A 24966-nucleotide genomic window follows, 5' to 3' on the forward strand; every position below is an offset into this window, starting at 1 on the left:
TCCGGTCCTCACCGTGGCTCGGGACGCGCGTCCCCCGCTCGGAGCGGGCCTGCCCGTAGGCTCGCCGCGTGAGCGCCGACCACCCCGCCGACCACCGCGAGCACCACGAGCACCAGGGCCGGGTCGCCCACCAGCGACACGGGAGCCACGGCGTACCCGGGGTCCCGTTCGACGAGGAGGCCCGCTGGATCGCCGTGACACCGGGCAACGCCCGCCGCGTCACGTTCACCGTGATGGTCGCCATCGTCCTGCTCTCGCTCGCGACGTGGGCCTTCCAGGCGATGGGCAGCTTCCTCTTCCTGCTGCTGCTCGCATGGCTCGTCTCGATCGCCATGGAGCCGGTCGTGCTGTGGCTCAGCTCGCGAGGCATGAAGCGGGGCCTCGCGACGGGTCTGACGATGCTCGGCATGCTGCTGCTCTTCGCCGGGCTCGGGGAGCTCTTCGGCCAGGTCTTCGTCTCGCAGCTCTCGCAGCTCGGCACCCAGCTGCCCGGGGCGGTGACCTCGGCGATCACCTGGGTCAACTCCTCGTTCGGCACGAGCTTCGACCTCGCCCAGATCCAGTCGGCCCTCAGCCTGACACCCGACAAGCTCGGGGAGCTCGCGGGCAAGTACGGCGGCGGCATCGTCGGCATCTTCGGGTCGCTCATCACCTTCCTCTTCGACAGCCTGACGATCCTCGTCTTCGCCTACTACCTCTCGGCCGACAGCCCGAGGCTGCGGCAGACCATCGGCTCCTGGCTGCCCCAGCGCTACCAGCGGGTCTTCATCACCGTGTGGACCATCTCGGTCGAGAAGACCGGCGGCTACGTCGTGTCCAAGCTCCTGCTCGCCGCGCTGTCGGCCGTCTTCCACGTCGCCTTCTTCTGGTTCATCGACGTGCCGTTCTGGCTGCCCCTCGGCGTGTTCGCCGGCATCGTCGGCCAGTTCATCCCGACGATCGGCACCTACATCGGGGTCGCGCTGCCGGCGCTGTTCGCCCTGCTCGACAAGCCGATCAACGCCTTGTGGATCGCGGTCTTCGCGACCGTCTACCAGCAGCTCGAGAACTACGTCTTCACCCCGCGCATCAGCCGCCGCACCATGGACGTGCACCCGGCGGTCGCGCTGGGGTCGGTCATCGCGGGCGCCGCGCTCTTCGGCCCCATCGGCGCCCTCATCGGCATCCCCATCGCCGCGGTCGCGCTCGCCATCATCGACACCTTCAGCAAGCGCCACGAGCTCGTCCCCGAGCTCGCCAGCCTCGAGGCCGCCGAGCCGGACGACGACGACAGCAACGGCAACGGCGAGGAGGACGCCGGCCGCAGCAGCGGGACGGGCGGGGCGAAGGACTCCGCCGGCGACGTCACGAGGTGACGTCCCGACGGTCGAAGCCGACCGCCGCCACGAGCACGAGCAGGAGCACCGTCCCCACGGCGGCGACGTTGCCGGCCGGCAGGTCCATGTCGGCGAGCCGCCTCTCCGCGACGAGCGCCACCCCGAGCACGACGGCGAGCCCGAGGGTCCCGAGGACCATGGCCAGCGCCTTGTCGACGACGACGCGGGACCGGGTGACGGGGGTGGTCAGCAGCAGGTCGAGGGTGCGGCGGTCCTCCTCGCCCGCGATGGACGACGAGCCCACGCCCACGGCATACAGCAGGACGAGGATGGGCCCCATGAACGACAGCAGCTCGATCCGGATGTAGCCCACCGGGGTCGACATGTCGGCGCCCGCCATCGCGAAGAGGTTGCGGCTCGGCCTCGGTGCACGTGAGGTCGACGACCGCGTGCTGCGCGAGCGGCTTGAGGAGCGGGTCGAGGGAGGTCTGCCGGTGCAGGTCGAGGTCGAGGCGCTCGGCCAGGGCGGCGGCCTCGGGTGGCCGGCCCATCCCGTGGAGGTGCCCGACGTAGTCGACGTGGTCCTGCCCGGTGAGCCGGGGGTAGAGCGCGACGTCGCCGGGGACGTAGCCGACACGTCGGTGCAGGTCGTCGCGGTGCGTCCACGCGTCGAGGCCGAACAGCTCGGCACTGCCCGCCGTGGCCCGCGTCAGGCCCATGACGATGCGCAGCGTCGTCGTCTTGCCGGCGCCGTTGGGGCGAGGTAGCCGAAGGCCTGCCCTTCTCGACGACGAGGTCGACGCCGCGGAGGGCCTCGGTCGCGCCGAACCGTTTGGTGACGCCCGCGCAGCGGTGACCGGAGTTCCCACAGGCTCACGCTGGCAGCCGTCCGAGCCCCACGACAGGTCCAAAGGCCCGAACGACCGCGGGTGCCGGCCGGCGCAGTGCGGTTCGATGCAGCTGAGTGCGGCTCGGTGCAGCCGAGCGCGGCTCAGTCCTGCAGGTCGACGACCGAGAACGTCCGGGCCTCGATGACCTCGGCGAGCTCGGCGGCCATCGCGGGCGGCACCGCGCTGTCGACGTTGAGCACGCCGATGGCGCGGTCCTCCTGGCGCGAGACCTGCATGCCGCCGATGTTGATGCCGGCATCACCGAGGATGCGGCCGACTGCGCCGATGACGCCGGGGCGGTCGGAGTACTCGAAGACGAGCATGTGGTCCGACAGCGGGACCTCGAGGTCGTAGCCGCCCACCCCGACGAGCTTCTCGACCATCTTCGGACCGGTCAGCGTGCCGGAGACCGACACCACCGACCCATCGGTGAGCGTGCCGCGCAGCGTCGTGACGTTGCGGAAGTCGCCGGCGTCGGGGTCGGTGACGAGACGGACGACGCAGCCGCGCTGTTCGGCCAGGACCGGTGCGTTGACGTAGGTGACCGGGTCCTCGACGACGTCCGTGAACAGCCCCTTGAGCGCGACGAGCTTCCACACGCTGACGTCGTGCGCCGTGATCTCGCCGCGGACGTCCACGTCGAGCTGCGCGGGCACCGTGCCGGCGATGGCGGTGAAGATGCGGCCGAGCTTCTCCACCAGAGGAATTCCCGGACGGACCTCCTCGGCGATGGAGCCGCTGCTGACGTTGACGGCGTCGGGGACGAGCTCGCCACCGAGGGCGAGCCGTACCGATCGCGCGACGGCGATGCCGGCCTTCTCCTGGGCCTCCTCGGTCGAGGCACCGAGGTGTGGCGTGACGACGACGGACTCGTGCTCGAAGAGCGGGGACTCGGTCGTGGGCTCCGTGGCGAAGACGTCGATGCCGGCGCCTGCCACCCGACCCTCTGCGATGGCGCGGGCCAGGGCTGCCTCGTCGACGATGCCGCCGCGGGCGGCGTTGACGATGCGCACCGACGGCTTGACCTTCGACAGCGCCTCCTCGCCGATGAGGCCGACCGTCTCGGGCGTCTTTGGCAGGTGGATGGTGATGAAGTCGGACTGCACGAGCAGCTCGTCGAGGCCGACGAGCTGGGCGCCGAGCTGGCCGGCCTTGGCGGGCGAGGCATAGGGGTCGTAGGCGACGATCTTCATGCCGAAGGCCTTGAGTCGCTCGGCGACGAGGGCCCCGATGCGGCCGAGGCCGACGACGCCGACGGTCTTGTCGAGCAGCTCGACGCCGGAGTACTGGCTGCGCCTCCACTCACCGGCCTTGAGGGCCTGGTTGGCGGGGGCGACGTTGCGGGCCGTCGCGAGGAGCAGGGCCACGGCGAGCTCTGCGGCCGAGGTGATGTTGGAGGTGGGTGCGTTCACGACCATGACGCCGGCCTGCGTCGCCGCCTGGACGTCGACGTTGTCGAGGCCGACGCCGGCGCGGGCGATCACCTTGAGCCGCTTGGCCGCCGCGATCGCCTCGGCGTCCATCCTCGTGGCCGACCGGATGAGGACCGCGTCGACGGCGACGAGCGCCGGGAGCAGCGCGTCGCGGTCGGCGCCGTCGACCGAACGGATCTCGAAGTCGGGTCCCAGGGCCTCGATCGTGGCGGGCGACAGCTCTTCGGCGATGAGGACAACGGGCTTGCTCACAGGGGAACCCTTCCGGAGGGGCGAGGCCACAGGCACGGCGGGGTGCGGACCGTCGGCGGCACCGCGGTGTGCCGTCGGCGAGTCTAGGCCGCACCCCTGCGCAGATCCACGGGATCCGGCGTGGGTGGGACGTTGCGCTCTCACGGTCAGGAGCGCCAGTGTGGGGTCATGCGCATCGTGGTGACGGGTGGCGCCGGGGACCTCGGGTCCCGGGTCGTCCGCGAGGTGACGGCCCGCGGGCACCAGGCCGTGTCGGCGAGCCGGCGGTCCGGGGTGGACCTGACGACCGGGGCGGGACTCGACGGAGTGCTCACCGATGCCGACGCCGTCGTGCACTGCGCCGACGACACCTCTCGCGGCGACGACGTGACGGTCTACGCGACGCGCCGCCTGGCCGACGCGGCCGCCGCCCACGGCACGCACCTCGTGCACATCTCGATCGTCGGCATCGACGACCACCCGCTGAGCTACTACCGCCGCAAGCTGCGCGCCGAGCAGGGCATCGCAGCCGCCGGCGGTCCTGCGTCAGTCCTGCGCGCGACCCAGTTCCACTCCCTGACAGCGTTCTTCGCCCGCAGTCTGACCGTCGGACCGTTCGCCGTCACGATCGGCGACATGGCCCTCCAGCCCGTCGACACCGACTTCGTGGCGCAACGGCTCGTCGACCTGGCGCTGGGACCCATGCCCACGGCATACGCCCGCGCGACGGACGTCGCCGGCCCCGAGGTGGTGGCGATCACGGAGGTCGCGCGGCTCGTGCGGACCCACCGCGGCGCCTCGGCACCGCGCACGGTCCGCCTCCCGCCGGTGGGGCGGCTCATGCGCGCCGTGTCCGAGAGCCGCACCGTCCCGGCCGCCGGCTCGGCGGACCTCGGCGGCAGGACCTTCGCCGACTGGCTCGCCGCCCAGCCGCCCCGCCTGTCCGGTCGCTGACCGCCGGACGCCGACGGCCGGTGCCCCCACGAACGGGGCACCGGCCGTCGGACCGTCGAGCAGGTCAGCGTGCGGCGCTGCCCTCGACGTAGTCGGAGTCGGTCTGCTTGACCCACGCCATGAGCTTGCGCAGCTCGCGGCCGGTGGCCTCGATCGGGTGCTGGGCACCCTTCTCGCGCAAGGACTTGAACTCGGGCGCGCCGGCGTCCTGGTCGTCGATGAAGCGCTTGGCGAAGGTGCCGTTCTGGATGTCGCCGAGGACGGCCTTCATGTTCTCCTTGACGTGCGGGTCGATGACGCGCGGCCCGGAGACGTAGTCGCCGTACTCCGCCGTGTCGGAGACCGACCAGCGCTGCTTGGCGATGCCGCCCTCGATCATGAGGTCGACGATGAGCTTGAGCTCGTGGAGGCACTCGAAGTAGGCGACCTCGGGCTGGTAGCCCGCCTCGACGAGGGTCTCGAAGCCGTACATGACGAGCTGGCTCGCGCCGCCGCAGAGCACGGCCTGCTCACCGAACAGGTCGGTCTCGGTCTCCTCGGTGAAGGTCGTCTTGATGCCGCCGGCGCGCAGGCCGCCGATCGCCTTGCCGTAGGCCTTGGCGAGGTCCCACGCGGTGCCCGACGCGTCCTGCTCGACGGCGAGGAGCACGGGCACCCCACGGCCGTCGACGAACTCGCGGCGCACGATGTGACCCGGACCCTTGGGGGCGACCATGAGCACGTCGGCGTCGGACTCGGGCTTGATGTAGCCGAAGCGGATGTTGAAGCCGTGCCCGAAGAGCAGGGCCGCGCCGTCCTTGAGGTTGGGCTGGATGTCGTTCGCGTAGACCGTCCGCTGCACCTGGTCGGGCGTCAGGATGACGACGAGGTCGGCCTCCTTCACCGCGTCGGCGACGGACGCCACGGACAGGCCCTCGGCCTCGGCCTTGGCCTTGCTCTTGCTGCCCTCGGCGAGACCGACGCGCACGTCGACACCGGAGTCGCGCAGGTTGAGCGCGTGGGCGTGGCCCTGGCTGCCGTAGCCGATGACGGCGACCTTCTTGCCCTGGATGATCGACAGGTCGGCGTCGTCGTCGTAGAACATCTCGGCCATGGTGGCCTTCTCCTTCGGTTGCGGTGTGCGTTTGGTCTGTGCGGGTGTGGCACCCGAGGTCGTATGCCGTGTGGCCGGGCCGGACGGCATACGTCCTCGGGAGGGTGGCCGGGTCAGGCGCTGCGGAGGCTGCGGTCGGTGATGGAGCGCGAGCCGCGCCCGACGGCGACGAGGCCGGACTGGACGAGCTCCTTGATGCCGAACGGCTCGAGGACGTCGAGCAGCGCGCGCAGCTTGTCGGAGGTGCCGGTCGCCTCGATGACGATGGCGTCGGTCGTGACGTCGACGACCTTGGCCTTGAAGAGCTGGATCGTGTCGATGACCTGGCTGCGGGTCGCCGCGTCGGCGCGGACCTTGACGAGCAGGATCTCGCGCTGTACCGACGCGTGCGCGTCGAGCTCGACGACCTTGAGCACCTCGATGAGCTTGTTGAGCTGCTTGGTCACCTGCTCGAGGGCGGCGCCCTCGACCTCGACGACGACGGTGATGCGCGAGATGTCGGGCAGCTCGGTCGGGCCGACGGCGAGGGAGTTGATGTTGAACCCTCGACGGGAGAAGAGCGCCGCGACGCGGGTCAGGACGCCGGGCTTGTCCTCGACGAGGACCGACAGGGTGTGCTTGCTCATGCTCAGTCCTCCCGCTCCCAGACCGGCGCCTCGTGGCGCGCGGCCTGGATCATGTCGTTGCTGACTCCTGCCGGCACCATCGGCCACACCATCGCGTCGCGGTGGACGATGAAGTCGATGACGACCGGACGGTCGTTGGTCTCGAGGGCCAGCTTGATGGCCGCGTCGACCTCTTCGGGCGTCTCGGCCCGCAGCCCGAGGCAGCCGTAGGCGTCCGCGAGCTTGACGAAGTCGGGCACGCGCTGCTCGAGCGGCTGGAGGTTGGTGTTGGAGTAGCGCTCGTCGTAGAAGAGCGTCTGCCACTGGCGCACCATGCCGAGCGAGCTGTTGTTGATGATCGCGACCTTGATCGGGATGTCGTTGATGACGCAGGTCGCGAGCTCCTGGTTGGTCATCTGGAAGCAGCCGTCGCCGTCGATGGCCCAGACGGTGCGCTCGGGCTCGGCGACCTTGGCGCCCATGGCTGCCGGGACGGAGTAGCCCATGGTGCCGAGGCCTCCGGAGTTGAGCCACGCGTTGGGGCGCTCGTACTGCACGAACTGCGCGGCCCACATCTGGTGCTGGCCCACGCCCGCGACGTAGGTGGCCTCGGGCCCGGTCAGCGCACCGATGCGCTCGATGACGTACTGCGGTGAGAGCGTGCCGTCCTCGCTGTCGGTCCAGCCGAGCGGGAACGTCTCCTTCCACCCGGCGACGCGCTCGCGCCAGGCGGCGTAGTCCCAGCCCGACGCGGCGTCGTCCGCGGCCCGGTCGAGGGTGACCTGCTCGATGAGGTCCTTGATGACCTCACCCACGTCGCCGACGATGGGCACGTCGGCGAGGCGGTTCTTGGAGATCTCCGCGGGGTCGATGTCGGCGTGGATCACCTTGGCGTCCGGGGCGAACCTCGACAGCTGACCGGTGACGCGGTCGTCGAACCGGGCGCCGAGGGCGATGATGAGGTCCGACTTCTGCAGGCCGGTCACAGCGGCGACGGTGCCGTGCATGCCGGGCATGCCGAGGTTGAGCGGCTCGCTGTCGGGCACGGTCCCCCGCGCCATGAGGGTCGTGACGACCGGGATCCCGGTCAGCTCGACGAGCCGACGCAGCGCCTCGCTGGCCTTGGCGCGCACGACGCCGCCACCGACGTAGAGGATCGGCTGCTTCGCCGCCGCCATGAGTCGCGAGGCCTCGCGGATCTGCTTGCCGTGCGGACGCAGGACAGGACGGTAGCCGGGCAGGTCGATCTGCGGCGGCCAGCTGAACGTCGTCATGGCCTGCAGCGCGTCCTTGCTGATGTCGACGAGGACGGGGCCGGGGCGCCCGGTGCTCGCGACGTGGAACGCCTCGGCGATGGCCTGCGGGATCTTCGCCGGGTCGGTCACGAGGTAGTTGTGCTTCGTGATCGGCATCGTGATGCCGCGGATGTCCGCCTCCTGGAAGGCGTCGGTGCCGATCGCGGCGCTCGCCACCTGGCCGGTGATCGCGACGACCGGGACGGAGTCCATGTGGGCGTCGGCGAGCGGTGTCACGAGGTTGGTCGCGCCGGGGCCCGACGTCGCCATGCAGACGCCGACCTTGCCGGTCGCGGAGGCGTAGCCCTCGGCCGCGTGGCCGGCGCCCTGCTCGTGGCGCACGAGGATGTGGCGGACCTTCTTCGAGTCGAGCATGGGGTCGTAGGCCGGGAGGATCGCGCCGCCCGGGATGCCGAAGACGGTGTCGCAGCCGATGGCCTCGAGGGAGAGGACGAGCGCCTGCGCCCCGGTGACCTCGAGTACCGGCGTGACGACGCCGGCCGTCGGGACGGCCTTGGCCTCCGCCGCGGGTCGGGGACGGGCCAGGGAGGCCACGTCGGCGGGCGAGGGCGCCTGCTTCGTCGTGTCGCTCACGATCTCTTCCTTGTCTCGAGCACTGCGGGGTGATGCCGGTTCGGGCTGACTCCAGCCACAAAAAAACCCTTCTGTCCCGCGGGGGGACGGAAGGGAGCGCGCTGACCGTTCGAGCTGGTCGGCGCGCTAGGGAAGTACGAGGAGTCGGGCCACGTGACAACCGTCCTACGCAGCCCCAACGGTGTCAATCGACCGTCACAGCCGTCTCAACATGTGACCTCGTGATCTCACCCACTGTCACCCGGTTGCGACGAGGGCCTCTGGGGCCTCGCCACGGAAAGTCGGTTGTCGCTCGCAGGACCGTCTCGGGACACTGACCGTCATGACGAGCGCCGTGCCCCTCCTGCTGCCGCCGACCGCGGCCGACCTCACGACCCGCCCGCTGACCCGCGAGGACGCAGCTGCGGTCACGGCCCTCATGGCCGCCTGCGAGCTGCACGACGTGGGCGAGGTCCTCATCGAGGAGGCCGACATCGTCGGCGACTGGCAGCGTCCCGCCTTCGACCTCGCCACCCAGTCGGTCGGCGTCCTCGACGGGGACCGGCTCGTGGCATACGCCGAGGTCTTCAAGGGTCGCTGGGCCGACGGCGCGGTCACGCCCGACCACCGCGGACGTGGCCTCGGCACCGCCCTGTCGCACTGGACGCGGGCCGTCGGTGCCCGCGACGGCGGCACGCTCGTCGGCCAGCCCGTGCCCGGCGACTCCCCCGGCGAGCGCCTCTTCTCCGCCCTCGGCTACCGCACCCTCTGGACGTCCTGGGTGCTCGAGATGCCGGCGGGCACGACGATCACGCCGCAGCCGCTCCCCGCCGGCTACAGCGTCCGCGAGCCGCGCGACGAGGCCGACCTGCGCGCGGCCTGGACCGTCAACGAGGACGCCTTCCTCGAGTGGTCCGAGCGGGAGCGCTCGTCCTTCGAGGAGTGGACGGCCACCGTCTCCCGTCGCCCGGGCTACGAGCCCTGGCAGCTGCGACTCATGGTGGATGCCGCGGGCGAGGTCGTCGGCATGGCCTTCGTCGTCGTCTCCAGCGGCTGCGGGTACGTCGACAAGCTCGCCGTGCGCCGCGACGAGCGGGGCGGGGGACTCGCCCGCGCGCTGCTCGTCGACGCCTTCGAGGTCGCCCGCGCCCACGGTGGCGAGCGCTCCGAGCTGTCGACCGACTCCCGCACCGGAGCACTCGGCCTCTATGAGAAGGTCGGCATGCAGGTCACGTCGGTGTGGCGTCATTGGGCCGCCGACGTGGCACCGCAGCCCGGGGTCGCACCAGCCTGAGGAGACGTGTGGAGCAGCACACGAGCATCGAGATCGACGCCCCCGCCTCCCGCGTGTGGGCGGTGATGCGTGACGTGGAGCGCTGGGGCGAGTGGACCGCCTCCGTGCGCTCGGTGACGCTCCTCGACGACGACCTCCGGGTGGGGGCGCGGGCCCGCGTCGAGCAGCCCCGCATCCCGACGACCGTGTGGACCGTCACGGACCTCACGGAGGGCCGCGAGTTCACCTGGGAGGCACGCGGACCCGGCACCGTGACGACCGGACGCCACGGTGTCGAGGCCACCGGTCCCAGCACCTGCCGGGCGACGCTCTCGATCAGGCACTCGGGCTGGGCCGGCGCGGTCGTCGGCCGCGGCTACCGGTCCCTCACCGAGCGCTACCTCGCGATGGAGGCCGCGGGCCTCAAGGCCCGGTCCGAGGCTGCGGCGTCGGACGCGACCACCTGACGCTCGACCCGGCGCGGGCGCCACATGTCGTCCGGGCCGCGGTCAGCGGGGCAGGACGGGGTTCGCGTCGGACGCCGCGACGTCGCCCGGCGTGAGGCCCGGCAGCCACAAGGCCAGATCGCCCACCCGCGCCGGGTTGGCCGGCTCGAGCACGGGAAGCCCGTCGGCGAACCAGATCACCGTCATCACCTCACGCATCTGCGTCGAGGTGTTGCCGAGGGCCTTGTGCACCGTCCAGCCCGAGTGGAACGAGGCGTCGCCCGCCTGCATCGCGACCGGCTCGTCGACGACGAGACCACGCTCGGCGAGCAGCCGGTCGAAGTGCTCCTCGGACGCGTCGGAGATGCCGATGTCGCTGAGCGGCCCGTCGGCATGGCTCCCGGTCGCGAAGGCGAGACCGCCGTGGTCCGGCGTGATGTCGACGAGCGGCATCCACATCGTCAGGCACCGCGAGCCGTCGAGCGGCCAGTACATCGCGTCCTGGTGCCACGGTGTGTAGCCGCCGCCGGGCTCCTTGAAGAGCGCCTGGTCGTGGTAGAGCCGGACCCGCGGCACCCCGAGCAGCCGTGCCGCGACGCCGGCGAAGCGGGACGCCATGACGAAGCGCGCGACGTCCTGGTCGTGCCGCCACAGGTTCATCACCTGCAGGAACGCCATGCCGTAGCTGTCCCGATCGGCCAGGGGGCGCGTCTCGGTACTGAACCGCTCGACGGCCGCGGCGATGGGGTCGCGGTAGGCCGCCGCCTCCTCCCGCGTGGCCACCTGGGCCAGGCGCACGTGGCCGTTCGAGCGGTAGGCGGTGACGTCACCGTGACCGACGGGGTATGCCGTGGTGAGCTCGGGAAGCGTGTCGATGGGCATGGGGCGGATCGTCCTTCGCTGATCGTCAACGACCGGAGCGGTCGTCGCGTGGCGGAAGCACACCAGACCCGGGGAGCTGACACCCCGGACCTCGTGGTCACAGGGGTACGTTCTGGTTCGATGTGAGCGTGAGCGACACTGCATCGACGCCTGCGGCCGGCCCTCGGACGGCGGCCGGGCGCCTCGGCCGGGTGCTGGTCGCAGGCCACATCACCGCCGGCAGCGGCCTGCCACCGGGAACGACCCGGCGCCACCCGACGTGGGGGCTCACGTTCGTCACCGCCGGCACCGGCCGCTACCACGACGCCCGCCACGACGAGCCCATCGGGGCAGGCACGCTCGTCGTCGTCCACCCGGGACATCCGCACTGGTACGGCGCCGACGCCGGCGGCTGGGACGAGCACTTCGTCGTGTTCGACGGCGCCGTCTTCGACTGCGCCGGACGCACCGGAGCCCTCTCCCCCGACCGCCCGCTCGTGCACGGCCTGCCGGTGCGCCGGTGGGCCGCCCGCTTCGCCGCCTTCGACCGGCCGCGACCCGCCACGGTCGACGCGCGGGACGTCGAGGCGCTCGACCTGCTCGCAGCCCTGCTCGAGGCGCGCGACCTCGTCGACCACCCGCGGCGACACGGCCCCGTGGGCGGGGCCGGCTGGCTCGCGCGGTCGGTCGAGCTCCTCGAGGGCGACCTCACCGAGCCCCTCGACCTGGCCTCGGTGGCGGCCGAGGTCGGCCTGCCCTACGAGACGTGGCGACGGCGCTTCCGGGCCGAGACCGGGACCGGCCCGTACGCGCACCGTGCGGCTCGGCGGCTCTCCGCGGCGACCGACCTGCTCGTGCACACCGGCCTCAGCGTGCGCGACATCGCCGCCGCCACCGGGTTCACCGACGAGCGGCACCTCATCAGGCGCTTTCGCGAGGCGACCGGCGTGACGCCGCGCGCCTACCGGGACGCCGACGAGGCCGCGTCCGCGGACGGACGGACCGCCACCGACCCTCCCGCGACGTAGCGCACGCGCTCACCGGTGGCAGGAGACGTAGGCCGTGGCGGTCCGTCGGTTCGCCGCGGCGCCCGGACACACGGCATACGAGAACGTGCGTGTTAGAGGTGATGCCGGCACCCGGGCGGGTGCCGGCATCACCTCGAAAGAGCTTGGAACGCCGGGCGGCTCAGCCGCAGACGGCGCCGCCGCTCGCGCTGCCGACGAGCTTGCGGTACTTCGCGAGGACACCGCGGGTGTACTTCGGCTCCGGGTGCGTGACGCCCTCGGCACGGCGGCGCGCCATCTCGTTGTCGTCGACGAGCACGTCGAGCGTGCCGCTCGCGACGTCGAGGCGGATGGTGTCGCCGTCGCGCACGAACGCGATCGGTCCCTCGTCGACGGCCTCGGGTGCCACGTGGCCGACGCACAGGCCGGTCGTGCCACCGGAGAAGCGGCCGTCAGTGAGCAGCAGGACGTCCTTGCCGAGGCCGGCGCCCTTGATGGCGCCGGTCACGGCGAGCATCTCGCGCATGCCCGGGCCGCCCTTGGGACCCTCGTAGCGGATGACGACGACGTCGTTCTTCTTCAGCGAACCGGCCTCGACGGCGTCCATGGCGGCACGCTCGCCGTCGAAGACACGGGCGGTGCCCTCGAAGACCGACTCGTCGAACCCGGCCGACTTCACGACGGCGCCCTCGGGTGCGAGCGAGCCGGTGAGGATCGTCAGGCCGCCGGTCTTGTGGATGGGCTGGGACATCTCGCGGATGACCCGGCCGTCGATGTGGGGCGGGTTGATCTCGTCGAGGTTCTCGGCCATGGTCTTGCCGGTCACCGTCAGGCAGTCGCCGTCGAGCAGCCCGGCCTCGAGGAGCGTCTTCATGACGACGGGGATGCCGCCGATGTGGTCGATGTCCTTCATGACGAAGCTGCCGAACGGCTTGACGTCCGCCAGGTGCGGCACCTTGGCGCCGATGCGACGGAAGTCCTCGATCGTCAGGTCGACCTCTGCCTCGTGGGCGATGGCGAGCAGGTGGAGCACGGCGTTGGTCGAGCCGCCGAACGCCATGACGACGGCGATGGCGTTCTCGAACGCCGGCTTGGTCATGATGTCGCGCGCCGTGATGCCGCGTCGCAGCAGCTCGACGACCGCCTCGCCCGACTTGCGGGCGTACATGTCGCGGCGGCGGTCGGTCGCGGGCGGCGCGGCCGAGCCCGGGATCGACATGCCGATCGCCTCGGCCACGGCGGCCATGGTGTTGGCGGTGTAGAAGCCGCCGCACGCGCCCTCGCCGGGGCAGATGGCACGCTCGATGGCGTCGACGTCCTCGCGCGACATGAGACCGGCGTTGCACGCGCCGACGGCCTCGAAGGCGTCGATGATCGTGACCTCCTTCTCGGTGCCGTCGGAGAGCTTGGCGACGCCCGGGAGGATCGTGCCGGCATACAGGAACACCGACGCGAGGTCGAGGCGCGCGGCGGCCATGAGCATGCCGGGCAGCGACTTGTCGCAGCCGGCCAGCAGCACCGAGCCGTCGAGGCGCTCGGCGTTCATGACGGTCTCGACGGAGTCGGCGATGATCTCGCGGGAGACGAGGCTGAAGTGCATGCCCTCGTGGCCCATCGAGATGCCGTCGGAGACCGAGATCGTGCCGAACTCGAGCGGATAGCCGCCCCCGGCGTGCACGCCGTCCTTGACGGCCTTGGCGAGCCGGTCGAGGGACAGGTTACAGGGGGTGATCTCGTTCCACGAGCTCGCGACCCCGATCTGGGGCTTGGCGAAGTCGTCGTCGCCGAGGCCTACCGCCCGGAGCATCCCCCGTGCCGCGGTCTTCTCGAGACCGTCGGTGACGTCGCGGCTGCGGGGCTTGATGTCAGGCGTCTGCGTCATGGCTGCAGCATAGGACGGTGTCCGCTGGGTGGACACCGCATCTCACAGCCTGATCGCCGCATCGTCCCCGCGGAACCGACGACCGGGAGGGCCCGAGGATCAGTCCTCACGCCCACGGCTGACGTGGAAGCGGGTCAGCTCGCACGTGCCGAGGTCGAGGTCGGCCCACTCCCCCGCGTAGTGCAGGACGGCGAGCCCGCTCGTGACGAAACCGTGGCCGAGCGCCTCGTGGGCCTCGCGCGACCCCTCACCGTCGGTGAGCAGGCTCGTCAGCTGGGCCATGGTCGGGTTGTGCCCCACGACGAGCACCGTCGAGGTGTCGCCGGCGTCCTCGCGCACCGTCTCGAGCGTCTGCTCGGAGCCGCCGAGGTAGACGCTGCGCCGGAACTCGACGAACTCGGTGTGCGCCCCACCCCGGCACGCCTCCTCCCACGTCTGGCGCGTGCGCTGCGCCGTCGAGCAGATGACGAGGTCGGGGACGAGGCCCTCGGTGTGGAGCCAGGACCCCGCCGCCTTGGCGTCACGCCGGCCCCGAGCAGCCAGCTCGCGGTCGTGGTCGGGCTTGCCCGCCCCCTCCTCCGCCTTGGCGTGACGCATGAGGATGAGGGTCTTCTCCCGCGAGGCGCTGCTCATGGTTCCGAGCATGCCCCGATCCCCTCGGGTTGTCAGCCCGGGTGGTCCCGCGTCACAGCTCCAGGGCCGGCTTGATGCGCTTCGGCGTCCACATCCGCGACCGTCGGGCCGCGATCGTCGACACAGCCAGCGCGACGACAAGGTATGCCGTGAGCACCCCGAGCGACCCGAGGACCGGTCCGAGGTCGGCGCCGTAGAGCAGGCGTCGCAGGCCGTCGACCGCGTGGCTCATCGGCACGACGTGGTGCACCGCCTGCAGCGGCGCGGGCAGGGTCTGCCACGGGAAGGTGCCTCCGGCGCTGACGAGCTGCACGACCATGAAGACGAGCCCGAGGAACTTGCCGACGGCGCCGAGACGAGCCGCCAGCGCGTGCAGGATCGCGACGAACGTCATCGAGGTGAAGCAGAGGAAGAGGAAGGCGAGCACCGGGTGGGCGATCTTGATGTCGACGCCGCGTCCGACGACGAGCACGAGGGCCGCCACCTGGACGAGCCCGACGAGCGCAGGGGCGAGCCATCCGCCGAGCGCCGTGCGGACCGAGCGCTGGCTCGTCGCGAGCGCCCGCGGTGAGAGCGGACGGACGAACAGGAAGAGGACGTAGGCGCCGATCCAGAGTGCGAGGCTCATGAAGAGCGGCGCGAGCCCGGCGCCGTAGGAGCCGGCCGACGAAAGCGAGCCGGTGGACACGCCGACGGGGTTGCCGATCGTCTGCGCCATGGCCTTGCGCTGGGCGTCGCTCGGGTCGGGGATGGAGTCGCGGCCCTTGACGAGACCGTCGTGCAGGTCGGTGGCGCCCTTGGTGAGCGCGTCGAGACCGGACGCGAGGGAGTTCGCGCCCGAGGCCAGCGAGTCGGCCCCGGTGGCGGCCTTGTCGGCGCCCGTCGTCAGCTGGCCGGCACCGGTCTTGAGCGTGTCGAGGCCGCTCGAGAGCGTGCTCGCACCGTCGCGCAGCCGAACGGCGCCCGAGTGCGCCGAGGCGATGCCGTCGGTGAGCGCCGGCGTCGCCTTCGCGAGGGCGCGGGCCCCGGTGGCGACCTGGTCGGCGCCCTTGGACAGGCGGGTCAGGTCGCTCGACGCCGACTGGATGGTCGAGTCGGCTCGGTCGACGTAGCCGTCGATCGTGTCCAGCCGTGACGTGACCAGGGACAGCTGGGCGTCCGTCAGGCCCTGCGCGCGCAGGGTGTCGAGGAAGCTCGTGCGGTCGGCGGTGATCCGGCGCTTGAGGTCGCTCGAGGCCGTCGCGGCCTTGGTGCCGTAGCCGGCGATCGTGCGGTTGCCCGCCGCGACCTGCTCGGCGCCGTCGGCCAGCTTGTCGGTCTGGGCCGGCAGGCTCGCTGTCCGGGACTGGAGCGTGCCGAGCCCGGAGGCGAGCTGGCCGGCTCCGGCCTGGAGGTCGTCGGCGCCCGCGGCCGCCTGGCCGATGCCGGTGCCGAGGCGCTTGGCCCCGGAGGACAGGTCGTGCAGGCCGCTGGCGAGGCTCGTGGCGCCGGTCGCGAGCTGGTGGGCGCCGGAGTCCGCCTTGGCCGCTCCGGCCCGCAGCTTCTCCGACCCGTCGACGGCCTTGACGAGCTGGTCGTGCACCTGGCTGAACCCGAGCAGCAGCTTGCTCGCAGCCGTCTGGCTCACCTCGCTCGCGACGGACGCCGTGACCTGCTTGATGACCTGGCTGCCGATCATCGAGGTCATGTAGTTGTTGGCGTCGTTGGTCTCGAGCACGACGGTGGCCTGCCGCGGCTTCATCTCGGCCGTCGAGGCGAGGTCGGCCGAGAAGGTCTTCGGCATGATGACCGCGAAGGCGTACGTGCCGTCGTCGACGCCGCGCAGCGCCTCGTCGTGCGAGACGCGGTGCCAGTCGAAGGACTTCGAGTCGACGAGGTGGTCGGCGACGCTGCCCCCGACCTGCAGCTTCTCCCCCGTGCTGAGCGTCGTCCCGGCGTCGTCGCTGACCACCGCGGCGGGCACCTGCGGGAACGCGCCGTACGGGTCGTGGTTGGCGTAGAGGTAGAGCCCGCCGTAGAGGGTCGGGATGAGCACGAGCGCCGCGAGGGCCAGCCGCGCGAGACGGGAGGAGGTGAGGCGGCGCAGCTCGGCGACCGCGAGTCGGACGGGGTTCATGCCGAGGGCTCCTTCGGGAGGTTCGGTTCGTCGGCGTCGGCAGCGGGGTCCGCCTCGTCGGGTTCGTCGGCCGTGTCGACAGCCGTGTCGTATGCCGTGTCGTCAGCCGTGTCGTGCGCCGTGTCGTCGGCGCTGGCGAGGTCGGCGGGCAGGGACGCGGCCGTCGCGGCCGCGGTCAGGACGATGACGGCGAGACCGGTCTCCGCGAGGCGCCGACAGGTCTCGAGCCACACCGTTTGGTCGCCGCCGTGCCGCTCCGGGCCGGCGAGGACCAGGACGCGCACCATGGGGTGCAGGGCCCCGAGCTCGAGCAGCAGGCTCGTGCGCACCCCGGCGGGCAGCTGCTCCCAGGGCCGTGTCGCGCGGTCGGACAGGTCGTGGGCCTCGAGGAACGCTGCCACGGCGGCGCGGCCGGCCGGCTTCTCGGCGAGCGCGAGCTCCTCCTCGACGACGGCCTTGACCGCGATGGTGTCCTCGGGGGCCGTGACGTCGGCGACGTCGACGAGCCGGGTGCGCAGCTGGAGGTCGGCCAGGTCAGACCCGGCGCCGACGCGGATGCGGCCGCGCATCAGCTCGACGCGGCCGCCGATGGCGAGCGCCAGGGCGACCTGCGGGATGCCGGGGTCGGTCGGGACGACGGTGACCTCGCCGCGCGGCGCGGTGAACGAGACGTGCTCGACGAAGGGCTCGTGGGTGCCGGCGACACTGATGTCGTCGACCACGACGGTGCGCTGGTTGAAGCCCTGCAGGTGGGTCACCTCGGTTTCAGTCACGATACGAGTATGCATCCGATACGTTGTCGTATTCAATTCGAGCACGTATCCTTGTACACATGACCACGACGGCCGAGCCCCGAATCACCGCCCGACGCCGGGCCACCCGTGACCGTGTGCTCGAGGCGGCGAGCGAGGTCTTCGCCGAGCGCGGCTTCCACGGGGCCACGGTCGAGGACATCTGCGAGCGGGCCGGCTTCACGCGGGGCGCGTTCTACTCCAACTTCAGCTCCAAGGACGACCTCGTCGTCGAGCTGTCGCAGCGCCACTCCGAGGCGCTCGTCGACCGGATCCGCCGGGCCAGCAAGCGCGAGCACGCCGGGGCCGACGAGGTCCTGCGCGACGTCTTCGCGGCTCTCGCCGACGACAGCCGCAGCAAGGAGCGCTGGCTCGTGCTGACCACGGAGTTCACCCTGCACGCGATCCGCGACCCCGAGGCGCGCCGCGCCTGGGCCGCGCAGCAGCGCCGCGTGCGCGACGAGCTCGTGACCGTCGTCGACGAGGCCGTCGCGCGCCAGGGCCTGACCCTGCCGATCCCCACCGAGCTCTTCGTGCGCGCCGCCATCTCGCTCGCGCAGGGGTCGATGACCCAGCGCCTCGTCGAGCCGCGCTCGCTCACCGTCGGCGAGCTCGAGCGCACCGTCCTGCCGATCCTGCTCGGCGTCGCCGACTGACGCCCGACCGGCGGGCGCCGTCGCTGCGACGCGCGCTCGCGCCGACGGCCGGGGCGCGCTCGTCAGCCGCCGGAGACCGCGTTGATGATGTGCACGCGTGCGCCGGCCGGCACTGCCGCACCGACTCCGGCTCCGCGCGTCGCGTCCTCACCGTTGACGAACACCTTGACGTGACGACGGATCTGCCCGCGCTCGTCGCGCACCTTGCCGTCGAGGACCCGGTGCCCCGAGAAGGCTCGGTCGAGCAGCTCCGCCACGGTCTGCGACTCGGTCGGGGACTCGACCTCGATCTCGGCCACGCCGCCGACGAGGTCGCGGAGCATGCCCGGGAGGATGACGCGAACAGGAGCGGACGGCATACGGAATCCTCTGTCTCTCAACCGAGCTGGGCCGCGCGCACGACGAGCACGTCGGGCAGCTGGGTGGCGATGCGCTGGAACGACTCGCCCTCGTCGGCGGAGGCGAACACGTCTCCGTTGCGCGTGCCGAGGTAGACGCCGACGGGGTCGGATTCGTCGAGCGAGGCGGCGTCGCGCAGCACGCACGTGTAGCTGTCGGCGGGCAGCCCGTCGGCCTGCATGCGCCAGTGCGCTCCCCCGTCGTCCGAGCGCTGCACCTGCAGCTGGGCGCCCGGCGGGATGCGCTCGCCGTCGTCCTGCACCGGGATGTTCCACACGACGCCGGGCCTGCGGGGGTGGGCGAGGATCGTGAAGCCGAAGTCGGTGGGCAGCCCGTCGGCGATGGACTCCCACGTGTGGCCGTTGTCGTCGGAGCGGTAGACGCCCTTGTGGTTCTGGGCGTAGAGCGCCCCGTCGGCCTGCCCGCGGGCGACCTTGTGCACGCACTGGCCGAACTCGGGGTACTCGTTGTCGGGCATGAAGTAGGCACGGATGCCGGGATTGCTTGCCTCCCAGGTGTTTCCGCCGTCCTCCGACCGATAGACGCCGCCGGCGCTCATGGCCACGAGCAGGTGCTCGGGATGCCCGGGCTCGGGGACGATCGTGTGCACGGCTCCCCCGCCGAAGCCCGGCTCCCAGCTCGGCCGGTGCGGGTGGTCCCACAGCCCGCGGACGAGCTCGTAGCGCTTGCCGCGGTCGGTGCTGCGGAAGAGAGCGTGGGGCTCGACGCCGGCCCACACGACGTCCGAGTCGTTGGGGTCGGGCGTCAGCTGCCAGACGCGCTCGAGCGCCGTGTCGGTGTCGGTGGGGAACGACAGGGCGCGTTCGGCGCTCTCGGTCCACGTGCGACCGCCGTCGGACGACACCTGCACGGTCGGGCCCCAGTGCCAGGACTTGACGCCGGCGAGGACCGAAGAGCGCCCCTCGCGGGTGTCCACGGCCACCGAGGCCACCTCGCTCATGAGGAAGTGCGGACCTTCGAGGGCCCACTCCCGGCGGTCGGTGCTACGCGCGATCCAGAGCCCCTTGCGCGTGCCGATGGCGACGATGGTCTCGGTCATGTGGACAGTGTCCACTATGACTACGGAGCAGACAAGGGTCCGGCCACGGCGTTGTCGACCCGTGCGCCGGAGCGCAGGGCCTCCACCTGCCGGCGCACGAGCGCGATGGCCCGAGGCCGCATGGCCTCGGTCGCGCCTCCCACGTGTGGCGTGATGAGGACCCCCGGCGCGGTCCACAGCGGATGGCCCTCCGGCAGCGGCTCGGGGTCGGTCACGTCCAGCGCCGCGCGCAGCCGCCCGGAGGAGCACGCCTCGACGAGGGCGTCGGTGTCGACGACCGCTCCCCGGGCCACGTTGACGAGCAGCGCACCGTCCCGCATACGACCGAGCATCTGCGCGTCGAACAGCCCGCGGGTCGCGTCGGTGAGGGGGACGATGACGACGACGACGTCCTGGTCCGGCAGGAGGTCGGGCAGCTCGTCGATGCCGTGCACGTGCGGCACGAGGTCGTCACCGGCCCGGGCCCGCGACGCGACCACCGTGATCGCGACCTCGAACGGCTCCAGACGTCGCACGATCGCCCGCCCGATCTGCCCGTAGCCCACCACGAGCACCCGCCGGTCGGCGAGCGACGACCGCAGTCGCAACGGCTCCCAGGTCGAGCGCGCTTGGGACGCAGCGAAAGCCGGGATCTCGCGGATCGACGCGAGCACGAGGGTGAGGGCCAGCTCGGCTGTCGACGCGTCGTGGACCCCCGCCGCGTTGCAGAGCGTCACGCCGTCCGGCAGGTCGTCGACGAAGTGTTCGTAGCCGGCGCTCTGGAGCTGGACGACCTCGAGCGAGTCGAGGCCCGGCGTGACGTCGGCGAGCCGCAGCTTCGTCATGTAGGGCATCACGGCGAGGCGGATCTCGGCGCCGCGCGGGTGCGGACCCTCCATGTCCCACACGAGCGCGTCGACACCGTCGAGGTCGGCGAGTGCCTCGGCGTACTCCGGGTCGGGGACGGACACGACGAGCGGATCGGCAGCCATGACCTCACGCTAACGAAACCTGCGCCACGGCCGCGGACCGGTCCGCGTGGTCGCGGCTAGGCTCGCGCCGTGATCACGCAGCCTCACGTCCTGGCACTCAGCTCGGGCCGGCGCACCGTCCCCCACGGCGGTGGCCGCCCGACCGCCATCGACAAGCAGCCCGTGGACGCCTTCGAGGTGCGCGACCCGGGACCCAAGCACGGCGGGCTCGGCAGCGGAGTGGTCGGCGACGAGATCGGCAACCCCAAGCACCACGGGGGCGAGCTGCAGGCCGTCTACGCCTACCCGCGCGAGGACCTGGACTTCTGGGAGCAGCAGGTCGGACGCCCCCTGCGCTCCGGTGGCTTCGGTGAGAACGTCACGACCGTCGGGATCGACACGACGCACGCCCTCGTCGGAGAGCTCTGGCGGATCGGGGACGTCGTGCTGCGGGTGGAGGTCCCGCGCATCCCGTGCAGCACCTTCGCGAAGCACATGGACGAGCCGCGCTGGGTGCGGCGGTTCACCGAGGAGGGCCGCACCGGGGCCTACCTGTCGGTCGTCACGCCGGGCGTCGTGCGCACCGACACACCCGTCGAGGTCGAGCGGCCAACGCACGACATCGACCTGCTCCTGCTCTTCCGCGCCTTCACCGGCGACCTCGAGGCCGCTCGCCGGGTCGTCGACGCGGACGTCGTCCAGCCCGAGGTCCAGGAGGGCCTCGTCGACACCCTCGGGCGACGCGGCCGCTGAGCCACCGTGCTCCCGCGCTCCCCCTGGGACAGAATGAGGTATGCCGCACTCCTCCCGATCGATCGGTCGCGCCCTCACGGGGTGCGTCGTCGTCGCCCTGCTCACCGCGGCGTGCTCGACAGGCGTGCCGTCGGCGCCCTCGGTCGGGACGGGCACGGGCGCCGGGGGCAACGGCGGGACGTCGGGAGCCGAGGCCGGGCGCGACAGCGGGTCCACGAGCGCGCCGACCGCGACCGCCGCACCGAGCAGCGGCACGTCGGCCCTCTCCCCCACGGCGACGACGCCCGCGGCGCCGACCTCGACCCGGCCGGCCACGCCTCAGGCCACGCCCCAGGGACCCACGACGCTGCTGTCCGGGCTGGACATCGCCTGGTCCGTCGCGATGCTCCCCGACGGGAGCGCCCTCGTCAGCGAGCGCAACACGGGCCGGATCCTGCACGTGCCCAAGCCCGGGTCGGGTGGCACGTCCTCCGTGGCCGGACGGCTGCCCATCACGCGTACCGAGGGCGAGGGCGGGCTCCTCGGCCTCGCCGTCCCCGAGGACTTCGACGCGGACCCCGTCTTCTACGCGTACTACTCGACCGACAGCGACAACCGCATCGCGGCCGTGCCCTGGCGGGACGGCACACTCGGCGAGCCGGTCGTCATCTTCTCCGGCATCCCCCGCGGGCGCTACCACAACGGCGGCCGCATCGCCTTCGGACCTGACGGCTACCTCTACGTCGGCACGGGCGAGGCCGGAGACACCTCGCTGTCGCAGAACCTCGGCTCGCTCGGCGGCAAGATCCTGCGCATCACCCCCGACGGTGACCCCGCCCCGGGCAACCCCTTCGGCGGCTCGCCGATCTGGTCGCTGGGGCACCGCAACGTGCAGGGCCTCGCCTGGGACAGCCGGAAACGACTGTGGGCCAGCGAGTTCGGTCAGAACACCTTCGACGAGCTCAACCTCATCGAGCCCGGGAAGAACTACGGCTGGCCCGAGGTCGAGGGGCGCGCGGGCAAGCCCGACTTCGTCGACCCCGTGGCGCAGTGGCCGACCTCCGAGATGTCGCCGAGCGGCATCGCCGTGGGTCCGGACGGCGCCGTCTACATGGCCGCCCTGCGGGGCCAGTCGGTGTGGCGCGTCCCCGTCGGGACCGACGGGACGGCCGGCACGCCGACCCGCCACCTGCAGGGCACCTACGGTCGCATCCGCGACATCCACTTCGTCGGCGACCGGGTCTGGATCACGACGAGCAACAACGACCGGGCCGACCGGCTCATCTCCCTGCCGCTCTCGGCGGTCGGCGCCGGCTGACGGACTGCGCAACGTCGGGCCTGCCGCTCCCGGCCGGACGTGGCTAGCCTGACGGACAGGGCCGGCACCGACGCCGTCCACGAGCAGGAGGGGCACCCCATGGGTTCGTACGACGAAATCCTCGACCAGGTACCGATCGACCAGCTGGCGGGCCAGCTCGGCGTCGGGAGCGACGAGGTGCGCCAGGCGACGGAGCAGGCGCTGCCCGCCCTGCTCGGCGGCTTGCAGGCCAACGCCTCCGACCCGGCCGGCGCCGACTCGCTGATGGCGGCGCTGTCGGACCACCAGGCCCCCGTCACCGGCCTCGACGACGTGGACGAGCAGGACGGTCGCGCCATCGTCGGCAACATCTTCGGCGGCAGCACCGACCAGGTGGTCAACCAGCTCGGCGGCCTCGGGGGCAGCTCCGGCGGACTCGTGCAGAAGCTGCTCCCGCTCCTCGCACCTATCGTCATGTCGTGGCTCGCCAACAAGCTGGGTCAGGGCGGCCTCGGCGGCATGCTCGGCGGTGGCTCGGAGGACGGCACGACCGGGACCGGGGGCTCCGGCGGCGGGTCCACGGACGGCGGTGCGCTCTTCCCCGGCGGCGTCGGGGCCTCGAGCGGCCCGGTGCAGGCGCCCGGCAGCGCCACCTCGACGGGGGCGGCCGCCGGTGGGTCCAACCCGCTGCAGGACATCCTCGGCCAGGTGCTCGGCGGCGGGGCCGGCTCCTCCGGCGGCAGCGGCGGCGCGGGCGACATCCTCGGTGGCCTGCTCGGTGGCCTCCTCGGCGGCGGCAAGCGCTGACCCCTCGAACGTCGAGAGGCCACTTTTTGCGGGTCCACCGCAGTCGAGGGGCCACCCTTCGTGACGAAGAGTGGCCCCTCGACGACGCGTCGGCCACGAACTCTGGCCTCTCGACGGTTACTGCAGCTTGGCGAGGATGAGCTCGCGGGCCTTGCCGGCGTCGGCCTGGCCCTTCATCTCCTTCATCACCTGACCGATGAGCGCACCGGCGGCCGCCACCTTGCCGTCGCGGATCTTCGCGGCGACGTCGGGGTTGGCCTCGATGACCTTGTCGACGGCCGCCTCGAGGGCGCCGTCGTCCTGGACCAGCTCGAGCCCGCGCGCGTCGGCCACGGCCGTCGGCGTGCCCTCGCCGGCGAGCACGCCGTCGAGCACCTGGCGCGCCATCGAGTCGTTGAGCCGTCCCGCCGTGACGAGCCCGTCGAGCTCGGCGATGTGGGCAGGCGTCAGACCCAGCCCCGCGGCATACGTGACGATGTCCTGGCCCTCGCCGTTGGCGCGGCGCGACGGCTCACCGAGCCACCACTTCTTCGCCGCGCCGGCGCTGGCACCGGCTGCCACGGTCTCCTCGATGAGCTCGACGGCGCCGGCGTTGACGACGTCGCGCATCTCGAGATCGCTGTAGCCCCAGTCGGACTGGAGCCGCTTGCGGCGCAGCCCGGGAGGCTCCGGCAGGGTGCCTCGGAGCGCCTCGACCGTCTCGCGCGTCGGCGCGACGGGCACGAGGTCGGGCTCCGGGAAGTAGCGGTAGTCCTCGGCGTCGGACTTGACGCGGCCCGACGTCGTGATGCCGGTGTCCTCGTGCCAGTGACGCGTCTCCTGCAGGATCGAGCCACCACCGTCGAGGATCGCCGCGTGGCGGGAGATCTCGTAGCGCACGGCCCGCTCGACCGAGCGGAGCGAGTTGACGTTCTTCGTCTCCGTGCGGGTGCCGAGCGGCACGGCGAGCTGGGCCTCGTCGAGCGGGGCACCGACGCGCGGGCGCAGCGAGACGTTGGCGTCGCAGCGCATCGAGCCCTGCTCCATCTTGACGTCGCTGACATCGAGGGCACGCAGCAGGTCGCGCAGCGCCGAGACGTAGGCCTTGGCGACCTCGGGCGCGCGCTCCCCCGCACCCACCATCGGCTTGGTGACGATCTCGATGAGCGGGATGCCGGCGCGGTTGTAGTCGACGAGCGAGTGGTCGGCGCCGTGGATGCGGCCGGTCGCGCCGCCGATGTGCAGCGACTTGCCGGTGTCCTCCTCCATGTGCGCGCGCTCGATCTCGACTCGGTAGACGGTGCCGTCCTCGAGCTCGACGTCGAGGTGGCCCTCGAAGGCGATCGGCTCGTCGTACTGCGACGTCTGGAAGTTCTTCGGCATGTCCGGGTAGAAGTAGTTCTTCCGGGCGAAGCGGCACCACTCGGCGATCTCGCAGTTGAGCGCGAGGCCGATGCGGATCGCCGACTCGACGGCCTTCTCGTTGACGACGGGCAGGGCGCCGGGCAGGCCGAGGCAGACTGGGCAGACCTGCGAGTTGGGCTCGGCGCCGAACTCGGTCGGGCACCCGCAGAACATCTTCGTCGCCGTGTGCAGCTCGACGTGGACCTCGAGGCCCATGACGGGGTCGAACTTGCCCATGGCCTCGTCGTAGTCCATGACGGCGTCGGCGGTGGCCGTGCTCATG

The 24966-nt window shown here is 72.0% G+C and carries 23 protein-coding genes and 1 pseudogene; 9 read left to right on the forward strand and 15 right to left on the reverse strand.

Going from position 1 to position 24966, the window contains the following annotated elements:
- Positions 1 to 68 precede the first annotated feature (68 nt).
- Positions 69 to 1355 carry an AI-2E family transporter gene (locus IEY30_RS07485; RefSeq protein ID WP_052358358.1) on the forward strand — a complete coding sequence of 429 codons (1287 nt, stop codon included), beginning with the start codon at positions 69 to 71 and terminating at the stop codon, positions 1353 to 1355.
- Here IEY30_RS07485 and IEY30_RS07490 read toward each other — a convergent pair.
- From IEY30_RS07490 to serA, 3 genes and pseudogenes are all read right to left on the reverse strand, one after another.
- Positions 1345 to 1716, reverse strand: a complete 372-nt coding sequence (locus tag IEY30_RS07490) for an ABC transporter permease (protein WP_052358357.1) — start codon at positions 1714 to 1716, stop codon at positions 1345 to 1347. The genes IEY30_RS07485 and IEY30_RS07490 overlap by 11 nt on opposite strands.
- 151 nt (positions 1717 to 1867) lie before the next feature.
- A pseudogene (locus IEY30_RS07495) lies at positions 1868 to 2035 on the reverse strand (ABC transporter ATP-binding protein); the annotation flags it as partial.
- Between the two features lie 272 nt (positions 2036 to 2307).
- Entirely contained in the window at positions 2308 to 3891 is a 1584-nt protein-coding gene (serA, locus tag IEY30_RS07500) for a phosphoglycerate dehydrogenase (protein WP_030195160.1), read from the reverse strand.
- Positions 3892 to 4059: 168 nt separating this feature from the next.
- Here serA and IEY30_RS07505 point away from each other — a divergent pair, with 168 nt between their 5' ends.
- A complete protein-coding gene (locus tag IEY30_RS07505; protein WP_030195157.1) occupies positions 4060 to 4824 on the forward strand; it encodes an SDR family oxidoreductase in 765 nt (254 codons plus the stop codon).
- A 64-nt stretch (positions 4825 to 4888) separates the two neighbouring features.
- Here the strand turns inward: IEY30_RS07505 and ilvC are convergent, their stop codons facing one another.
- The 3 genes from ilvC to IEY30_RS07520 all read right to left on the reverse strand — a co-directional run bounded on the left by ilvC (position 4889) and on the right by IEY30_RS07520 (position 8411).
- A complete protein-coding gene (ilvC, locus tag IEY30_RS07510; protein ID WP_030195154.1) occupies positions 4889 to 5917 on the reverse strand; it encodes a ketol-acid reductoisomerase in 1029 nt (342 codons plus the stop codon).
- Between the two features lie 113 nt (positions 5918 to 6030).
- Positions 6031 to 6543: an acetolactate synthase small subunit gene (gene ilvN / locus IEY30_RS07515; protein ID WP_030195151.1), complete on the reverse strand. Its 513-nt coding sequence runs from the start codon at positions 6541 to 6543 to the stop codon at positions 6031 to 6033.
- A gap of 2 nt (positions 6544 to 6545) precedes the next feature.
- Entirely contained in the window at positions 6546 to 8411 is a 1866-nt protein-coding gene (locus IEY30_RS07520) for an acetolactate synthase large subunit (protein ID WP_030195147.1), read from the reverse strand.
- Positions 8412 to 8733: 322 nt separating this feature from the next.
- Between IEY30_RS07520 and IEY30_RS07525 the strand changes: the two genes are divergently transcribed.
- Together IEY30_RS07525 and IEY30_RS07530 are read left to right on the forward strand one after the other, a co-directional pair.
- A complete protein-coding gene (locus IEY30_RS07525) occupies positions 8734 to 9684 on the forward strand; it encodes a GNAT family N-acetyltransferase (protein ID WP_052358355.1) in 951 nt (316 codons plus the stop codon).
- Between the two features lie 8 nt (positions 9685 to 9692).
- Positions 9693 to 10130, forward strand: a complete 438-nt coding sequence (locus IEY30_RS07530; RefSeq protein ID WP_030195141.1) for an SRPBCC family protein — start codon at positions 9693 to 9695, stop codon at positions 10128 to 10130.
- Between the two features lie 42 nt (positions 10131 to 10172).
- Here IEY30_RS07530 and IEY30_RS07535 read toward each other — a convergent pair whose 3' ends face one another.
- On the reverse strand, positions 10173 to 10991 hold the full coding sequence (locus IEY30_RS07535; RefSeq protein WP_030195138.1) for a phytanoyl-CoA dioxygenase family protein: 819 nt from the start codon (positions 10989 to 10991) through the stop codon (positions 10173 to 10175).
- Between the two features lie 128 nt (positions 10992 to 11119).
- Between IEY30_RS07535 and IEY30_RS07540 the strand changes: the two genes are divergently transcribed.
- Positions 11120 to 11998, forward strand: coding sequence for a helix-turn-helix transcriptional regulator (locus tag IEY30_RS07540; RefSeq protein ID WP_162180986.1), 879 nt, complete (start codon positions 11120 to 11122; stop codon positions 11996 to 11998).
- A gap of 160 nt (positions 11999 to 12158) precedes the next feature.
- Here the strand turns inward: IEY30_RS07540 and ilvD are convergent, their stop codons facing one another.
- The 4 genes from ilvD to IEY30_RS07560 all read right to left on the reverse strand — a co-directional run bounded on the left by ilvD (position 12159) and on the right by IEY30_RS07560 (position 17381).
- Complete coding sequence (gene ilvD / locus IEY30_RS07545; RefSeq protein ID WP_030195133.1) at positions 12159 to 13859, reverse strand: dihydroxy-acid dehydratase; 1701 nt, start codon at positions 13857 to 13859, stop codon at positions 12159 to 12161.
- Between the two features lie 99 nt (positions 13860 to 13958).
- Positions 13959 to 14492: a SixA phosphatase family protein gene (locus tag IEY30_RS07550; RefSeq protein ID WP_030195130.1), complete on the reverse strand. Its 534-nt coding sequence runs from the start codon at positions 14490 to 14492 to the stop codon at positions 13959 to 13961.
- Between the two features lie 52 nt (positions 14493 to 14544).
- Positions 14545 to 16608: a YhgE/Pip domain-containing protein gene (locus tag IEY30_RS07555; RefSeq protein ID WP_030195129.1), complete on the reverse strand. Its 2064-nt coding sequence runs from the start codon at positions 16606 to 16608 to the stop codon at positions 14545 to 14547.
- Positions 16605 to 17381 (reverse strand): hypothetical protein, encoded by a 777-nt coding sequence (locus IEY30_RS07560; RefSeq protein WP_156035142.1) that lies wholly within the window; start codon positions 17379 to 17381, stop codon positions 16605 to 16607. The genes IEY30_RS07555 and IEY30_RS07560 overlap by 4 nt, the downstream gene beginning before the upstream one ends.
- Positions 17382 to 17440: 59 nt before the next feature.
- On the opposite strand from IEY30_RS07560, the gene IEY30_RS07565 reads away from it, so the two are divergent.
- Positions 17441 to 18055: a TetR/AcrR family transcriptional regulator gene (locus IEY30_RS07565; RefSeq protein WP_030195125.1), complete on the forward strand. Its 615-nt coding sequence runs from the start codon at positions 17441 to 17443 to the stop codon at positions 18053 to 18055.
- A 62-nt stretch (positions 18056 to 18117) separates the two neighbouring features.
- Here IEY30_RS07565 and IEY30_RS07570 read toward each other — a convergent pair whose 3' ends face one another.
- Genes IEY30_RS07570 through IEY30_RS07580 form a run of 3 tightly spaced genes read right to left on the reverse strand, consistent with a single transcriptional unit; the run spans position 18118 to position 20485 of the window.
- On the reverse strand, positions 18118 to 18414 hold the full coding sequence (locus tag IEY30_RS07570) for a MoaD/ThiS family protein (protein ID WP_030195122.1): 297 nt from the start codon (positions 18412 to 18414) through the stop codon (positions 18118 to 18120).
- Positions 18415 to 18431: 17 nt separating this feature from the next.
- Positions 18432 to 19514 carry a WD40/YVTN/BNR-like repeat-containing protein gene (locus IEY30_RS07575; protein ID WP_030195120.1) on the reverse strand — a complete coding sequence of 361 codons (1083 nt, stop codon included), beginning with the start codon at positions 19512 to 19514 and terminating at the stop codon, positions 18432 to 18434.
- Positions 19515 to 19534: 20 nt separating this feature from the next.
- On the reverse strand, positions 19535 to 20485 hold the full coding sequence (locus tag IEY30_RS07580; RefSeq protein ID WP_030195109.1) for a 2-hydroxyacid dehydrogenase: 951 nt from the start codon (positions 20483 to 20485) through the stop codon (positions 19535 to 19537).
- 69 nt (positions 20486 to 20554) lie between these two features.
- On the opposite strand from IEY30_RS07580, the gene IEY30_RS07585 reads away from it, so the two are divergent.
- From IEY30_RS07585 to IEY30_RS07595, 3 genes are all read left to right on the forward strand, one after another.
- A complete protein-coding gene (locus IEY30_RS07585; RefSeq protein WP_156035140.1) occupies positions 20555 to 21217 on the forward strand; it encodes an MOSC domain-containing protein in 663 nt (220 codons plus the stop codon).
- A 40-nt stretch (positions 21218 to 21257) separates the two neighbouring features.
- Positions 21258 to 22514, forward strand: coding sequence for a PQQ-dependent sugar dehydrogenase (locus tag IEY30_RS07590; protein ID WP_030195103.1), 1257 nt, complete (start codon positions 21258 to 21260; stop codon positions 22512 to 22514).
- A 99-nt stretch (positions 22515 to 22613) separates the two neighbouring features.
- Entirely contained in the window at positions 22614 to 23300 is a 687-nt protein-coding gene (locus IEY30_RS07595; protein WP_030195100.1) for a DUF937 domain-containing protein, read from the forward strand.
- A gap of 117 nt (positions 23301 to 23417) precedes the next feature.
- Here the strand turns inward: IEY30_RS07595 and gatB are convergent, their stop codons facing one another.
- Positions 23418 to 24965: an Asp-tRNA(Asn)/Glu-tRNA(Gln) amidotransferase subunit GatB gene (gene gatB / locus IEY30_RS07600; RefSeq protein WP_030195097.1), complete on the reverse strand. Its 1548-nt coding sequence runs from the start codon at positions 24963 to 24965 to the stop codon at positions 23418 to 23420.
- Position 24966 lies beyond the last annotated feature (1 nt).

The organism is Terrabacter tumescens (assembly GCF_014646815.1).
In the GTDB taxonomy this organism is placed as follows: Bacteria; Actinomycetota; Actinomycetes; order Actinomycetales; family Dermatophilaceae; genus Terrabacter; species Terrabacter tumescens.

What these genes read in the sequence shown, in the direction of transcription:
- IEY30_RS07490 (WP_052358357.1), bottom strand. Translation starts at nt 1,716, where the DNA reads ATGGCGGGCGCCGACATGTCGACCCCGGTGGGCTACATCCGGATCGAG.
- IEY30_RS07505 (WP_030195157.1), top strand. Translation starts at nt 4,060, where the DNA reads ATGCGCATCGTGGTGACGGGTGGCGCCGGGGACCTCGGGTCCCGGGTC.
- ilvC (WP_030195154.1), bottom strand. Translation starts at nt 5,917, where the DNA reads ATGGCCGAGATGTTCTACGACGACGACGCCGACCTGTCGATCATCCAG.
- ilvN (WP_030195151.1), bottom strand. Translation starts at nt 6,543, where the DNA reads ATGAGCAAGCACACCCTGTCGGTCCTCGTCGAGGACAAGCCCGGCGTC.
- IEY30_RS07525 (WP_052358355.1), top strand. Translation starts at nt 8,734, where the DNA reads ATGACGAGCGCCGTGCCCCTCCTGCTGCCGCCGACCGCGGCCGACCTC.
- IEY30_RS07535 (WP_030195138.1), bottom strand. Translation starts at nt 10,991, where the DNA reads ATGCCCATCGACACGCTTCCCGAGCTCACCACGGCATACCCCGTCGGT.
- ilvD (WP_030195133.1), bottom strand. Translation starts at nt 13,859, where the DNA reads ATGACGCAGACGCCTGACATCAAGCCCCGCAGCCGCGACGTCACCGAC.
- IEY30_RS07550 (WP_030195130.1), bottom strand. Translation starts at nt 14,492, where the DNA reads ATGAGCAGCGCCTCGCGGGAGAAGACCCTCATCCTCATGCGTCACGCC.
- IEY30_RS07555 (WP_030195129.1), bottom strand. Translation starts at nt 16,608, where the DNA reads ATGAACCCCGTCCGACTCGCGGTCGCCGAGCTGCGCCGCCTCACCTCC.
- IEY30_RS07565 (WP_030195125.1), top strand. Translation starts at nt 17,441, where the DNA reads ATGACCACGACGGCCGAGCCCCGAATCACCGCCCGACGCCGGGCCACC.
- IEY30_RS07570 (WP_030195122.1), bottom strand. Translation starts at nt 18,414, where the DNA reads ATGCCGTCCGCTCCTGTTCGCGTCATCCTCCCGGGCATGCTCCGCGAC.
- IEY30_RS07575 (WP_030195120.1), bottom strand. Translation starts at nt 19,514, where the DNA reads ATGACCGAGACCATCGTCGCCATCGGCACGCGCAAGGGGCTCTGGATC.
- IEY30_RS07580 (WP_030195109.1), bottom strand. Translation starts at nt 20,485, where the DNA reads ATGGCTGCCGATCCGCTCGTCGTGTCCGTCCCCGACCCGGAGTACGCC.
- IEY30_RS07590 (WP_030195103.1), top strand. Translation starts at nt 21,258, where the DNA reads ATGCCGCACTCCTCCCGATCGATCGGTCGCGCCCTCACGGGGTGCGTC.
- IEY30_RS07595 (WP_030195100.1), top strand. Translation starts at nt 22,614, where the DNA reads ATGGGTTCGTACGACGAAATCCTCGACCAGGTACCGATCGACCAGCTG.
- gatB (WP_030195097.1), bottom strand. Translation starts at nt 24,965, where the DNA reads ATGAGCACGGCCACCGCCGACGCCGTCATGGACTACGACGAGGCCATG.